General features: G+C 58.0%; 11 protein-coding genes. 5 read left to right on the top strand and 6 right to left on the bottom strand.

The window, feature by feature from the left end; translation table 11 throughout:
- The first annotated feature begins 6 nt into the window (after positions 1-6).
- The 4 genes from G3N58_RS12255 (at position 7) to G3N58_RS12240 (ending at position 3,927) form a co-directional block, all read left to right on the top strand.
- On the top strand, positions 7-1,392 hold the full coding sequence (locus tag G3N58_RS12255; RefSeq protein ID WP_205999274.1) for a sensor histidine kinase: 1,386 nt from the start codon (positions 7-9) through the stop codon (positions 1,390-1,392).
- 33 nt (positions 1,393-1,425) lie between these two features.
- Positions 1,426-2,121, top strand: a complete 696-nt coding sequence (locus tag G3N58_RS12250) for a response regulator (RefSeq protein WP_167042553.1) — start codon at positions 1,426-1,428, stop codon at positions 2,119-2,121.
- 238 nt (positions 2,122-2,359) lie between these two features.
- Positions 2,360-3,436, top strand: coding sequence for a porin (locus G3N58_RS12245; protein ID WP_240158958.1), 1,077 nt, complete (start codon positions 2,360-2,362; stop codon positions 3,434-3,436).
- Positions 3,437-3,741: 305 nt separating this feature from the next.
- The gene (locus G3N58_RS12240) at positions 3,742-3,927 is read left to right on the top strand and encodes a hypothetical protein (protein WP_205999273.1); all 186 of its coding nucleotides are present in this window, start codon (positions 3,742-3,744) and stop codon (positions 3,925-3,927) included.
- A gap of 299 nt (positions 3,928-4,226) precedes the next feature.
- Here the strand turns inward: G3N58_RS12240 and G3N58_RS12235 are convergent, their stop codons facing one another.
- Positions 4,227-4,499, bottom strand: coding sequence for a transposase (locus G3N58_RS12235; RefSeq protein WP_205989758.1), 273 nt, complete (start codon positions 4,497-4,499; stop codon positions 4,227-4,229).
- A 411-nt stretch (positions 4,500-4,910) separates the two neighbouring features.
- Between G3N58_RS12235 and G3N58_RS12230 the strand changes: the two genes are divergently transcribed.
- A complete protein-coding gene (locus tag G3N58_RS12230; protein ID WP_205999272.1) occupies positions 4,911-5,789 on the top strand; it encodes an EAL domain-containing protein in 879 nt (292 codons plus the stop codon).
- A 45-nt stretch (positions 5,790-5,834) separates the two neighbouring features.
- On the opposite strand, the gene G3N58_RS12225 is transcribed toward G3N58_RS12230, so the two are convergent.
- Genes G3N58_RS12225 through G3N58_RS12200 form a run of 5 tightly spaced genes read right to left on the bottom strand, consistent with a single transcriptional unit; the run spans position 5,835 to position 13,069 of the window.
- Positions 5,835-7,211, bottom strand: a complete 1,377-nt coding sequence (locus G3N58_RS12225; protein ID WP_167042546.1) for an endo-1,3-alpha-glucanase family glycosylhydrolase — start codon at positions 7,209-7,211, stop codon at positions 5,835-5,837.
- Positions 7,208-8,512 carry a hypothetical protein gene (locus G3N58_RS12220; protein ID WP_241017090.1) on the bottom strand — a complete coding sequence of 435 codons (1,305 nt, stop codon included), beginning with the start codon at positions 8,510-8,512 and terminating at the stop codon, positions 7,208-7,210. The genes G3N58_RS12225 and G3N58_RS12220 overlap by 4 nt, the downstream gene beginning before the upstream one ends.
- Positions 8,505-10,757 (bottom strand): glycosyltransferase, encoded by a 2,253-nt coding sequence (locus G3N58_RS34155; RefSeq protein ID WP_241017089.1) that lies wholly within the window; start codon positions 10,755-10,757, stop codon positions 8,505-8,507. The genes G3N58_RS12220 and G3N58_RS34155 overlap by 8 nt, the downstream gene beginning before the upstream one ends.
- Positions 10,744-11,820, bottom strand: coding sequence for a glycosyltransferase family 4 protein (locus G3N58_RS12205; RefSeq protein WP_205999271.1), 1,077 nt, complete (start codon positions 11,818-11,820; stop codon positions 10,744-10,746). The genes G3N58_RS34155 and G3N58_RS12205 overlap by 14 nt, the downstream gene beginning before the upstream one ends.
- On the bottom strand, positions 11,798-13,069 hold the full coding sequence (locus G3N58_RS12200) for a hypothetical protein (RefSeq protein WP_205999270.1): 1,272 nt from the start codon (positions 13,067-13,069) through the stop codon (positions 11,798-11,800). The genes G3N58_RS12205 and G3N58_RS12200 overlap by 23 nt, the downstream gene beginning before the upstream one ends.
- Between the last annotated feature and the right edge of the window lie 221 nt (positions 13,070-13,290).

Raw genomic sequence — 13,290 nt, 5'->3', positions numbered from 1 at the left:
CGCATCGTGTTTTCAGGCAGCTTGCGCGGACGTTTGCTGTGGTGGCTCCTGTTGCCGCTGGCCGCATTCGTCTCCATTTCCGTCGCGATTTCATATCGCTTCGCGCAGACCACGGCGGATCTCGTGCAGGACAACGCACTGCTTTCGTCGATGCGGATCATCGGCGAGGATATCGATTGGGACGATAGTTCTTCGGTCTCCATTCAGATTCCGCCGGCTGCGCTCGAACTCTTCGAATCGCCGGAACAGGACAGCGTTTTCTATCGCGTCGAGGCGAGCGGACATCGTCTGCTTGCGGGCAGTCCCGACCTGCCGCTGCCGCCGCACGTGAGCGATAGTCCCACGCTTTATTCCACGCATTTCGACGACGGCCGCGAGGCGCGCGCGGTGGCTTATGTGCGGCAGCTCTACGACTCGGGGCGCACCGAGGAGGTGATCGTCGCGGTCGCGAAGACCGAGGGCTCGCGCGATGCGATGGTGTGGCGTCTGCTGCGGCCGCAATTGTCCGGCGAAGTACTGACGCTGGTGCTCGCGATGGTGTTCGTCTATCTTGGCTTGACCTTCGAGTTGCTGCCGCTCATGAAGGTGAAGGACGACGTTGCCGATCGCAATGCGTCGCAACTCGAACCGATTCGCGTCGCGCGTCTGCATGTCGAACTCAGGCCGATTGTCGAGGCGATTAATCAGTGCATTGCGCGAATGGGCCAGCAGGCGGCGACGCAGCGGCAGTTCATTTCCGATGCCGCGCATCAGTTGCGCACGCCGCTTGCGCTGCTGGTCGCGCAGATCCAGTTCGCGCGGCAACGCGACAACCGGGACGCACCGCTCGCCGAAGCGCTCGCGGGCATGCACAAGAGCAGCCGCAAGCTGACCACGCTGACCAACAAGCTGTTGCTGCTTGCACAGGCCGAGTCGGTTGCGCCGTCGAGTGCGCGCGAGCGTATTGATCTGAGCGCGCTGATCGCGGGCGTACTCGAAGACTTGATTGCGTTCGCACAGTCGCGTGCAATCGATCTGGGTGCCGAGCTGGAAGACGGCTTATACGTGACCGGCGACGAAGCCTTGACCTCTGCACTCGTGACCAATCTCGTCGATAACGCGCTGCGTTATATCCAGGCCGGCGGTCACGTTACCGTGCAGACGCAGCGGCGCGATGAGATGGCGATCGTACGCGTGATCGACAACGGACCCGGCATCAAGGCCGAAGCACGCGAGCGTGTGTTCGAGCGCTTCTATCGCGCGTCGAGTCATGCCGAAGGAACGGGACTCGGTTTGCCGATCGTGCGCGAGATTGCGCGACGCCAGGGCGGTAGCGTGAGGCTCGAACCGAATGACGACGGTATCGGCCTCGTCGCGACGGTCGAAATGCCTTTATGGATCGGCGCAGCCTGACGCGTCGCGCGACCCGCAAAAGAGGGAGGAACGATGAAACTACTGCTTGTGGAAGACGACGCGGACCTCGCCCGCTGGGTGATGAACCTGATGCAGGTCGAGCAATTCGCCATCGATTGGGCGCAGAACGGCGAGTGCGCGGAAACGCTGCTCGGTCTGCAATGCTATGACGCGGTGCTGCTCGATATGCGTTTGCCCGGCATCGGCGGCAAAGAGGTACTCAAGCGGTTGCGCCGCAAGCGCGACAATGTACCGGTGCTGATGCTGACCGCAAATGGCTCGACCGACGACAAGGTGGCCTGCTTCTCCGCCGGCGCCGACGATTATGTCGTCAAGCCTTTCGATGCGCGCGAACTGGTGGCGCGCATCAAGGCATTGATCCGCCGTCAGGCGGCGGGCGACAAGGGGCAGCAGATCGAATGCGGAGATTTGTGCTATCTGTTCGATTCGCGCGAATTCCTGCTGCAAAACGAGCGTTTGCCACTGCGCCGCCGCGAACACGCGATTCTCGAAACGCTGATGCTGAAGCAGGGCAAGACCGTTTCCAAAGCGACGCTGATGGACAAGGTTTTCACGCTCGACGAAGAGCCGAGCGCCGACGCGATCGATATCTATATTCACCGCTTGCGCAAGCATCTCGCGGCATCGAGCGCGAAGATCATGACGCTGCGCGGACTCGGCTACATTCTGCGCGAAGAGGAACCGCACGAGGCATTTGCTGCGACCTGAGACGACAGCGCGATAAATACGTGTTTCGTTTACCCGTCTTCTGTTGTCAAAATCATACGTTCTAGTGTTTTCACCGACTTCCGCCGCTCCTGCGCGAAAGAGGCGTGAAGGGTTGCTCTGACTATTCTTGGCATTGCTATGCAAGCAGATGTCCGATCAATTCAACACAGCAGGAACGGAGGAGAAGATGGGGAATAAGACCAGGTTTTTGCTGGTGGCAGGCGGCAGTGCTTTGGCCATGAGCAACGTTCACGCACAATCGAGCGTGCAGCTTTACGGTTTGATGGATTTGAGCGCGGTGTCGTATCAGACCAATGCGAATGCCGAAGGCAAGCATGTCATCTCGATGGGCATTAACGGCGAGCCGTGGTTTAGCGGTAGCCGTTTCGGCATGAAAGGCGCGGAAGATCTCGGCGGCGGGCTGAAGGCGATCTTCAGGCTCGAAGCGGAATACCGCGTGAGCGATGGCGCAATGGAAGACCCGGGCCAGATCTTCGATCGCGACGCATGGGTGGGTATCGAAAGCGACACATTCGGCAAGGTGACGGCGGGCTTCCAGAACACCGTGGCACGCGATGCCGCCGCGATTTACGGCGACCCATACGGCAGCGCCGCCTTGACCACCGAAGAAGGCGGCTGGACTAATGCCAATAACTTCAAGCAACTGATTTTCTACGCGGGCAGTGCCACGGGTACTCGCTATGAAAACAGCGTGGTGTGGAAAAAGCTGTTCAGCAACGGCATATTTGCTGCGGCGGGCTACGCATTCGGCAATCACACGAGTTTTGGCACCGACGCCACCTACACCGGCGCACTCGGCTATAACGGCGGACCGTTCAATGTGTCCGCGTTCTTCAACCATGTCAACAACAACGGCTTCACGAACAAATCGTATTCGATCGGCGGCAACTACACGTATAGCATCGTTCGCGTGAACGCCGGCTATTTCCACTACACGGGCGATCAGGGCGCGCTGGGACAACGTCACGACAATGCGTGGACCGTGTCGCTCAAACTCTCGCCGAAGGGACCGTTCGACTACGCAATCGGCTACCAGCAGATGCATGCATCGAATGCGGCATTCGACGATAACGGCGGCACCGCGAATGCCAACCTTGCCTTCAATCCCGATGGGGGCACCGCGAGCGGCTATAAGGAAACCCTGTACGCGTCGATGTTCTATCACCTGTCGAAGCGCACCGAACTATATGTGGCCGGTGACTATATGAAGCTGCACAACGGTTACGTCGTGGCGACGACGTATGGCGCGAAGAATCAGCTGGAATTGACGACGGGGATTCGTACGCGGTTCTGAGTTTCGGGTTTCGTGTCTCTTGTTTCGCGAGAGTGACGTGGGCGTTGCGGGAGGTCGAGCGTTCTTTAGGCTGAGCATTTCTCGCGGTGAAAGCCCAATTTACTGCTCAAGTATTTCTGCGCTTGCGTTGAAGACAGACCGCCGCCGGTTTCTCGGGCGGCGGTCTGTTTTTTTGGGAGGGGCTTGCAGGCGTTACTCAAGCTGCCTTGGCTGCGGCCTCCTTCGCGAGCAGATGCTGGGCCTGATGATCACCCTTTGCCGCTTCCTGCTCGGTTTGAACCGACGTCTCGCTGGCTTCGGCCAGCATGGCGCGCGCGGCACTGCTGATGCTGACCGTGTACGACGAGGTGGTGGAACTGGTGGACGATCCTGTCGACGACGAAGCGCTCTTGCTGGATGCGGGTGCCGTCGATGCCGATGCCGATGCCGATGCCGATGCCGAGGCCGAACCCGACGCGACAGCAGAACCTGTGGGTCCCGCCGGGCTTTGACCAACTGCCTGAATAGACATTTCTCTCTCCTGGTTGGAAAACGAGTACTGCGCTCTGTCTATCGGCGTCGTTCGAGGGGGCTTGAGGACTATATTTTTTGTGTTTTGGGTGGAGCTTAAGTTGTTGTTAAGGTTGGAAAGAAAAGTGCTGGGAGGGGTGTTTTCTTAATGTTTCGATAAGGTTGAAGAGGTAGGCTGCGCCTCGATGATAGGTCACGACGGACAGACTACGGCGCGGTAATTAAACGTCTGCATCTGGTCTTGTGTGCAGACGAGCTATATCCGTTTGAGTCGATGGATTCAAACATCTGTTTCGTCGATGGCGAGTAATTCATTCACCCGCTTTAGAATGCCGGCCTTTTTCCACATCGTATAGCGCAGATAACAGGTCTGTTGCGGTGGAAATGTTGCCGGAAGTCTGTGCCATTTTTCTTTTCGCTGCTGTAGCCACAGGATGGCGTCGAGAATGTCGCGATCGCTGCGGCGTGGCCGCCCGCGAGTTGAGGCGGGCGGTTCGGGGAACAGACTCTTGACGCGATCCCAGTTGGCGTCGGAGAGCGGGATTTCTAGCATCGGCTGCCTTGAATGAACTTAAGGGAAATTCGCAGTCGCTGGTCAATATTGCGTCGGAGCGGATACTAGTCAATCTTGCAGAGCCGGTCAAATGGTTAGGCACGCAATTTTCCGTATTTGACTTTCTTAATCTCCTGCATTTTATGCCGATATACGAGCCCGCCCGTATGGTGTGATAGGGCCGCGCTTGTCGTTGCGTTACGTCACGGGCAACACAACGCAACGTAACGTGCGACGTTACGCAAACATCGTACGGTGTGCCACAGCCATTTTTCCCATCAAGATATTGTTCCCGAAGTCCTTGATCGAAAAGACTTTTACGGTCTTTTTGCAAATAATCGGCGAATCCGTGTCATATCTGGCGCGACTCGTGCTTGCATATGCGCGTTTATACAAAAAGACGTATTCGCCATGCACACGCTTGACCCTGCGAAACATGTCGCGCTTGCGCGCACGATGACCGCGCGTTTGGCCGCCGTCGCGCAGAACGATGCGAACGGCGCCGACAACACGACCGCGCGACTTAGCGAACTGGAGACGCGTGTCTGCGAAGGCCTGCATGCTGGCGAGTTCCATCTCGTGTTTCAGGGTGCATATCGCGTGGAAGGTGGCGCGCCGGCGCGGCTCGAGGCCCAGCTTCGCTGGACGCACCCCGAATACGGATTACTGCTGCCGGGTATCTTCATGATGCCACTTGAACATCCGCAAGTGGCACGAGAAATGGCCGCATTCGTGGTGGATGGCATATGCCGCGAACTGCGCGATTGCGTTGCCATGCAGTTACCGTTGCAGCCCATAGCGATCACGGTGCCCACGCAGATCGCATTGCTCGATTCGTTTGCTGATGACCTCGCACGTGCTGCGCAATCGCATGGTGTGCCGCTGCATCTGTTCGAAATCGAGGTGACAGATAGCGCCGAAGCGGCGAAGCTGCTTTCGCTGCGCACGATGACGGAAGGGCTTCGCGAGGCCGGCGTGGGCGTGGCGCTGGGGAATTGGGGGAATGGGGCGTCGTCACTTGCGTTGCTCGGTGCGCTCGATGTTGACACGATTACGATTGCGCGCGAATTGATGAGCGCGGTGCCGCGTGACAGGCGAGCTTGTGTGGTGATGTCGGCGGTGATGGATCTGCTCTGTGAGCTCGGTGTGCGGGTGGTTGTGAATGGCGTCGATACGCGGGAGCAGTTCGAGTGGTTGGGCCGGTGGCCCGATGTGTTGGCGCAGGGGGCGTTGTTGGCGCGGCCGCAGGCGGGGTTGAGGGACGTGCTTGAGTTGAAATGTGATCTGTAATTGAGGAGGGACGTTACGAGTAACGTCCCGTTATCCGAGATTTACTTAATCTGGCGCCGACTGCCCGCTGAAGTAGTTGAATGCACCGGTAAAATCGTTGGTGCGAATGGGTTCCTCACCGCTTTTGTCTGCGATCGTCTTGCCGTTGCGCGTCAGCAAGAAACGCGGGGTGCCTGGCAGGGCTGGCACGGCGACTTCGCTAACGCCGCCAGGCAGTTCACGCACGGCTCGTGTATTACCTTGCAGGATCTCAAGCGTTGCGGGCTCAGTGAGGAACGTCGTTACGTGGACCAGCGCGGTCAATGGCGTACTTGAACGCGGGGCGATTGCAGCACCACCTGTACTGCCGACAGCAGCAGCCGCACCGATTCCCACCGGGTGCAAGCGGTAGAAATAATAGAACTTATCCTGTGTAATTGTCGGTGCAGTCCCGCGCTTGAACCACTCAATGAAGTAGCGGCTCGCGTCGAGATAGCCTGTATGACTCGGCAATAATCCGAAGCGGGGAGCGTAAACCCGTGCGCTTGCGTTGCTACCGATCGGCGCGACATACGTCGATTCGGCCCAATCATTCCATGTGACGATCTGCACCCAATCGACGTTAGATCGAATAGTGGCAATCCATTCGGTTGCCATGCCAGAAAAGCCGTTTGTTTCAAATGCGCGATAGTTTGTGCCGCTCGCAAGCCCGCGGTAATACGGTGTGACGGGTGCCATGAAGAGCTTTCCCGCCGCTTTTAGTGCAGTAGCGAGATGCGCAATCGATCGCGCGAGCGAGTCCGGCGCGCCCGCCGCACCGAAATAGAAATAACCCTGCGCGGAATGACAGCGCCATGCGATTTCCTTGGCGGTTGCATCACCGATTTCAGCTTCTTTCGTCGACGGCATGAAGTGCGGCACGATGTACGCGCCGAGCGATTCCGCCTGCTTGATCAGTGCCTCGCCACGCTCTGAGTCATCGCCACCTAATCCATATGCGGATATCACAGGTTTTCCGTCAACCATCAGCTGCGCCGGGAGATTCGCGGTCGTCTGCACGATGTCCTCGAGTTCGTCCTGCGCTTTTCCGTCTGCAGAGACGAATAGCTTGAAGCCGTTGCCGAACTGTTCTGCGGCGCGATACATCGTCAGCACGCGTTGACGGTACAGTGGCTCGCTGCGATGCCATCCACCACAATTGAGAGCAAAGCCGTCGATGCCGCGTTGGTGTGCGTCGCGAAATTCGGCAATGTAATTGTCGACGCCCGCGTTCGGGCCGCTGCGTGGCCACGCGACCATGTAATGCGCGAATACGCGCTTGGTGTCGCGCAAGTCTTCCGCCTGTGTCGATACTTTCGATGCCGCCGACGCAACCGATATTTGCGCGGCTAGCCAAGCGGGCACCGAACTTACACCGCCGAGAACGAGTGTTCGGCGTTTCATTTCTGTAGTCCTCCCTGCCATTGACTGACAACCGGTTTCTCGATTGATCGTCGTGCGGCGCGTCGGCTGATCATCAACGACAAAACTAACACGAGCATGCTCGCGATTACGATGCCGGTCAGCGCGCCAATCAGCCCAAAGCTATACGACAACGCCGATACGAACGCGAGCGAAGCGCCAACTTCGAGAGTCGAGATCTTGACAAAGGCCGCGCGGTTGGTAGAGAACACCATTAATGACAGCACACGGCACAAGAAAATCAGCATCGCGCCAAGGAACGCGACAAACATGAAGCCAAATTGCATCGTGTAGCCGCCCAGCATCGCAATCGGGAACAGATGAATGCGGCAAGCGAGCCAACTCGCGAACGATACGAGCGCAATGAGCACTATCACGCTAGCGGCTATCACATGACGTTGCGGCACGTGCAAGAGCGCGTTCATGATTCGCTTGAGCGCGCCACTTAATACGAGTGCGACGCCTTGGCCGCAATTGAACGCAAGGTTGTGCACGCTTTTCACGCCACGATAGAGCGAACCCGCTGATGGTCCGACAATGAACGTGACGATCATGATGTCTACGTGCTTCGCGCCTGAGCAAATCGCATTGCCGTACCAGCTACCGAGAATCTCCTTGCGGTTCTGCACGAAGAACGCCTTGTAGTCGAAAGTCCGAAAGCGGAATTTTTCCGCCTCAGGGCGGAAGAATCCGGAGTCGGGCGGTGGCCCTCGTCGTAGCGAATGCAGGTACGCGGCAAGCAGCATCACACCATATATCGCTTCGACGAGTAACAGCAGGTCGGGAAGATATGCATCAAGCGAGCGTCTTTCCACCAGCAGCACAACGATCAACACACGGCTAAACGCCGAGATAGTCGAAATCGAACAGATCGTGCCGCTACGTCCATAGAAGCGCAGTATGCCCAACGAGAAGTGGGAAAGACCATAGCAGGCCGGCGCGAGTATCATCAGTATTCCGAGCTGTGTGCGTGCAAACAGACCATAATGCGCGAACAGCGCACCTATCGTTGAGAACACTGCGGTTGACCCGAGTGCGCTAAGACAATCCAGAAAGATCAGCGTGGACACGTGCGAACGCACCTGTTCGACCGTGAAGATACGCGGCGAGCCAAAATTGAAAAGATCGATCGCGACAAAAAAGAATGCGACAAGTGCATAGGATTTTCCTAGCCACTCCGCGTCGAGATACCTGAGCGCGAGTGCGACCGCGATGAAATTGCCAAACGCCGGCAACGCGGACGCAAGCATGACATAGACGACGTCCCGCTTCATGTCAGCCATATGCTTTTAGCGCCTCGCAATAGTGGCGATACTGTGCCTGCAAATCCGAATAGCGAAAACGTCGCACTGTTTCGTATTGACGTTTCTTCTGCTGGTCGCACCATTGTGCATCGGTGGCGACGTGCATGATCTTCTCGCTTAGTGCATCGATATCGGCTGGCGGTATAAGACTTGCTAGTTCGAGGACTTCGCCGACGCCGCCAACCTGTGTTGCGATCACTGGAATGCCGACTGCCATCGCTTCGAGCAACGCACGCGGCATACCTTCCTGTAGTGACGGCAGCACGAAGAGCGCATGTTGGCTTACGATGTTTAGTACGTCGTCACCGCTCAACGCACCTGCGAAGTGCACACAGTCGCCGAGACCGAGCTGCGCCGCTAGCTGTTCGAAGGTGCCGCGCTGCGCGCCATCGCCTATCAACGTGAGTTCGACGTTGAGTCCACGCGCGCGTAGCACGGCCATTGCTTTCAGTAGGACCGAGTGGCCCTTGCTTTCGTTGTGCATCATTGCCACGTTGACGATGCGGAACACGCCGGTTTCGGCGTTGCGTCTGGTGTACGTATCGTCGCGAAGCTCGAACAGTTCATCAGGCAGATACGCGTCGCTGAATCCGAATGAGCGCGCTTGCGCGCGGGGTGGATAGATGGCCTGCAGTGCGCCGACCGTCACATAGCGTACCGTGCGGCCATGCTTCGCCGCATGACGTGTGGCCCAGCAATGCACGCGGCGAGCAATGTGCCGCAACGGATGGGATGATGCCGTGTCGCTGAAATAGTCACCCGGATCGGCGACGATCTCCGCGGAGAACGGCTTGCCGCTCGCCTGGCACAGCAGCATCGCGAGCAGAGAGAGATTGCCTGGAAAGCGCAGCACTAGCAGATCCGCATCGCGGATCACACACCAGATACGCCATATGAGTCGCGGTAGATGACCGATCAGGGCTTTGACGCCGCGCGGATTTCCGAGGTCAACGAAGTGCGTTGCTTCGCCAGTCACGAGATCGCCGCGGGCGTGCTGTGCGGGAAACGAGCGAGCGGCAATACATACGCTGGAGAAATTCTCGGTGAAGCGTGCTGCGAACTTCCGATGACCCATATGAGGGCTGAAGATCTGATCTCCAACTTTTTGAAAGTTGCCGTCGATCAGCAGCGTGATCGACGGATCGCATTTTGCCTTGATCCGTTCGATCATTTCGCGATAACGATTCGTCGATGCATCGGCCAATTGCTGCCAGAACGGTGCTGGATCGCGTCGAAGCTTTTCGATTGCAGCGGTAACCGTGTCGGGATCGAAGCTCTCCGCATGGTACGCATAGCTGGATAGGCCAAGATCACTGTATGCGGCTTGCCCCTTGCGCTCGTAGGCGATGTGGATGCTCGGCAGGCCGCCGAGCACGCTTTCGAGACTGCCGTGCAGTCGCACCGATACGACGATCGCATCTTCCTGGCGGATCACGTCGCGCAACGCCGGCGCTGATTCGATGCCGAACACCCGTCGGTAGAACATATCGTCGCTGTTGCCGCGTCCGGAGCTCTGCAAGGCAAGGCGTGCATCGGGCGTGAGTTGGACCAGGCGCCGCAGTTTCGCGACGTAGGCGTCCGCATACGGCTTGTCGCCGAGATCGCGAAACACGAAGTACACATCGCGCCGTGTACTGAATATCGAAGAAGTAGGCGATGTCACGGTGGCGCGGCGCGGAACAGGCGGCTGCTTGCTGATTTCGAGCACGACCAGATCGCCGATTCTCACCGCGTGTCGATGGGTCAGTTCGCGTACGCTCTTGTCATCACGCAAAAAAATTGTGTCGATGTGGCGACGCACAAGCCATTTGAGTACATTGCCTGGCAAGCCAGAAAACGGTCCGACACTTTGCGGAAGATAGATGCGCGCGCGCGGCTTCCATAGCGACGCACACACGATCTGCAGGCCATGTGCAACGAGTGTTTTGCAGCCCTCCTTCCACGTGCCTGCGCGCAGATAGCCGCCGCCGACACCGAAACATACCGGTGCCCGACGGAACCACGCCTGTGTGAACGTTCTCGCCACGAATTGCCAGAGCGAAATCAGCTCGATGTGCTGATCGTCGAGATAGCCGACGAATGACGCCGGGTCCAGACATACGACCGTGACGCGCTGCGCAAAGCCCGCATCGCGGATCGCCTGCAAGCTTAGCTTGACCAGTAGGCCGTCGCCGCTGTTACGCGAGCTGTACGCGTGCAGAAGAAAGACGTCAGGCGTTCTCATAGCAGTTCATCAGCGATTTGAAGAATTTGTCAGCGTTGAACGCGTGATCGAACACGTGACGCGAATTTGCGCCCATGCGACGGCATTCGTCGATGGACAGAGAGTTGAGTTGCTCGGCGAGGCATGTGCTTGTCAACTGCCGCAGAATCAAACCGTTGTAGCCATGAATGACCTGTTCAGGTAGTGAGCTTTCGCTCGATACGACGAGCACCTTGCCTGCGCGCATTGCTTCAATCGGCACGAGTGCAAGACCCTCCCAGCGCGACGGCACTACGATTACGTCCATACTGCGCATCGCGAGCTTTGTCTCCTCGGGACTGATCCAGCCGTGGTAGGTGGTCCTCGACGCTTCGCGCGGCATCGTGACACTGCCGCGCACCGCCGTGCCGAATACGTGAACGTGCAGGTTATCGTTGAGGAGAGGCAGCGCCTCGACGAGAATGTCGAAGCCCTTCTGATAATCAAGACGGCCAAAGTAGCCGATCCGAATCTGCTGCGCAGGGTGCACGGTGTTTTCCGGTTCGCTCGCGAGCCTATCAGAGGCGGGGTCGGTCGGAATACCCGTGTAAACGAGCTCGATCCTATCCGGTGCGATGCCGTGCTTGCGTGCCGCGCGCACTTCGTCGAACGACATGCAAAGAATGCGCGTGCAGCGCCGAGCGAGCCACTTCTCCACGAGTCCAAACGCGAATGCGGTGGGACGTGAGATGTCCTTCTTCATGAACGACCATGCGTGCGGCGTGTACAGCACCTTGGCACCGTCGAAGCGGTTCAGCCTTACGTAGATGCCGGGATAGGAGCTATGGCAGTGGATCACATCGGCATGCAGCGTCTGGACGAGACCACGCACTGCACGCGCGATGCTCGCAAACTTCAGAGGATTGCGGCTCGATCGGTATGACACGACATGAATGCCGTCGATGTCGAGTTTCGCGACATCCATATTGCGCGGGTCGCAGACAAGTACGACGTCGTGTCCGCGATCGCGCTGCTCGATCATCAGCGTTGTCACGTAATTGGCAACACCTCCGATCCATGTTTCAACTACGTGGACTATTCTCATCACGCACTCCGGCGTTTCGATAGTAAAGACGCGAGCTATGTTTTTTCTGTTTCAGCAACAGCGCCAGTGGCAAAGCGAACAGCACGATCCAGCGCATCCCGTAGTAAGCAAGGACGTTCGAATCGAACAGGAAAAAGAGGAAGGGCAGCGGGTACGACACGATCTTGATAGGCAGCCATCGCCAATGCGAGCCAAGACCGATCCGATTGATGCGTGCGATTAGCCATGCTACGACGATGAACGACAGTAAATAGCCAAACACGCCGAAATTGACGAGAAATTCTCCAGGCATTCCGAATAGCAGTGTTGTTTCGTCGGAATCGTTGGTTTCGGTTTCGCGCACAATATCGCTCTTCTCGCGTGCGAAGGTGTCAGGTTTGTTTTTCCAGATCGCTTTGGGCACGATTGCTGCGGCGGCGCCGACGAAGCTGCGCCCCATGCCGAGCGTGTAGCCAGGTTTCGATACCGACTGAAGCGCCAACACTTGCACGTCGAAACGCGACAGGTCGCGAAACAGGAAGAAGCTAAGCGGTCCCATCGACAGTTGCAGCATCCGCTGGTCAGCAAAGTTCTTGGACAGATTGCCGAGTTCGGAATAGTCGATACCAAACTTCAGCGGAATCATCGCAAGGCCGCCGATCGCGACGCACACGCCGACGATCTTCGCCGCACGCTTGCTGATTTGAGCCGAGAACGAGTGATAGATAAAGCAGGCGAACAGCACGACGAACACGATGCCCTGCCGGTTGCCGAACACGCCCGACGACAGCCAGCCAAGCACCACCAGTTGAGAGAATGCTGCGAATTTCATCAGCCGGCTACGCCAGGGTCGCAGCATCACGCATGCGAACACCCATAGTGGTGCGGTATTGGCCAGCGCTTGCACAACGCCGAGTCCTTCGAGCGGATCGTTCTGCGTGACCGAGGTTTCGAGACGATCCGCATACAACTGTACGATCGCCCGATAACCGCCGAGCTTTACGTAGATGAACGCGAGTGCCGCGAGCGAAAGCAACGCGAACATATAGACCCAGCGGCTTGCGAGAACTGCGCGACGTATATCCGGCGTTCCGACAGGCGTCGACGCTCTCGCGCCCGTGCGACGATTGCGCAAAACGATGAATGTGAAGTTCATCGCCCAGATGCCGATGATGTTCAGCACGAACCATGAGATCGTCGCCGGGTTTTGCTCGGGTAGCAGCGTCAAATAGATTTCGTCGCGCGCAATCAGCTGACCGGCCGGCAGCACGCAAAAGTACGCGAGCGCGAAGAGCCGCCATAGGCGCAGCAATTCGTTATCGGCTTTGAGGCAGCAGATGCTTGCCGCGCTGAGCAGGAGCAGGCAGGCTGTCAGCGCATTCGTGGCGCCCAGATAGAGCGCGGTGAAAAGCCCGGCGATCGCGCCACCGCCGGCCAGCAGCCAGAGAAACGGCAGCTTGTCGCTTTTGCGCGGCGGGCGCCGCCAGGTAG

This window comes from Paraburkholderia sp. Ac-20342, from assembly GCF_017104985.1.
Classification (GTDB): Bacteria; Pseudomonadota; Gammaproteobacteria; order Burkholderiales; family Burkholderiaceae; genus Paraburkholderia.
Note: the sequence above shows the minus strand (reverse complement) of the source record. Positions and strands in the feature narration are given on the sequence as shown.

Bases quoted from the DNA above. Each gene is read 5' to 3' on its own strand.
- G3N58_RS12250 (WP_167042553.1), top strand. From the start codon at position 1,426: ATGAAACTACTGCTTGTGGAAGACGACGCGGACCTCGCCCGCTGGGTG.
- G3N58_RS12245 (WP_240158958.1), top strand. From the start codon at position 2,360: ATGAGCAACGTTCACGCACAATCGAGCGTGCAGCTTTACGGTTTGATG.
- G3N58_RS12240 (WP_205999273.1), top strand. From the start codon at position 3,742: ATGGCGCGCGCGGCACTGCTGATGCTGACCGTGTACGACGAGGTGGTG.
- G3N58_RS12235 (WP_205989758.1), bottom strand. From the start codon at position 4,499: ATGCTAGAAATCCCGCTCTCCGACGCCAACTGGGATCGCGTCAAGAGT.
- G3N58_RS12230 (WP_205999272.1), top strand. From the start codon at position 4,911: ATGCACACGCTTGACCCTGCGAAACATGTCGCGCTTGCGCGCACGATG.
- G3N58_RS12225 (WP_167042546.1), bottom strand. From the start codon at position 7,211: ATGAAACGCCGAACACTCGTTCTCGGCGGTGTAAGTTCGGTGCCCGCT.
- G3N58_RS12220 (WP_241017090.1), bottom strand. From the start codon at position 8,512: ATGGCTGACATGAAGCGGGACGTCGTCTATGTCATGCTTGCGTCCGCG.
- G3N58_RS34155 (WP_241017089.1), bottom strand. From the start codon at position 10,757: ATGAGAACGCCTGACGTCTTTCTTCTGCACGCGTACAGCTCGCGTAAC.
- G3N58_RS12205 (WP_205999271.1), bottom strand. From the start codon at position 11,820: ATGAGAATAGTCCACGTAGTTGAAACATGGATCGGAGGTGTTGCCAAT.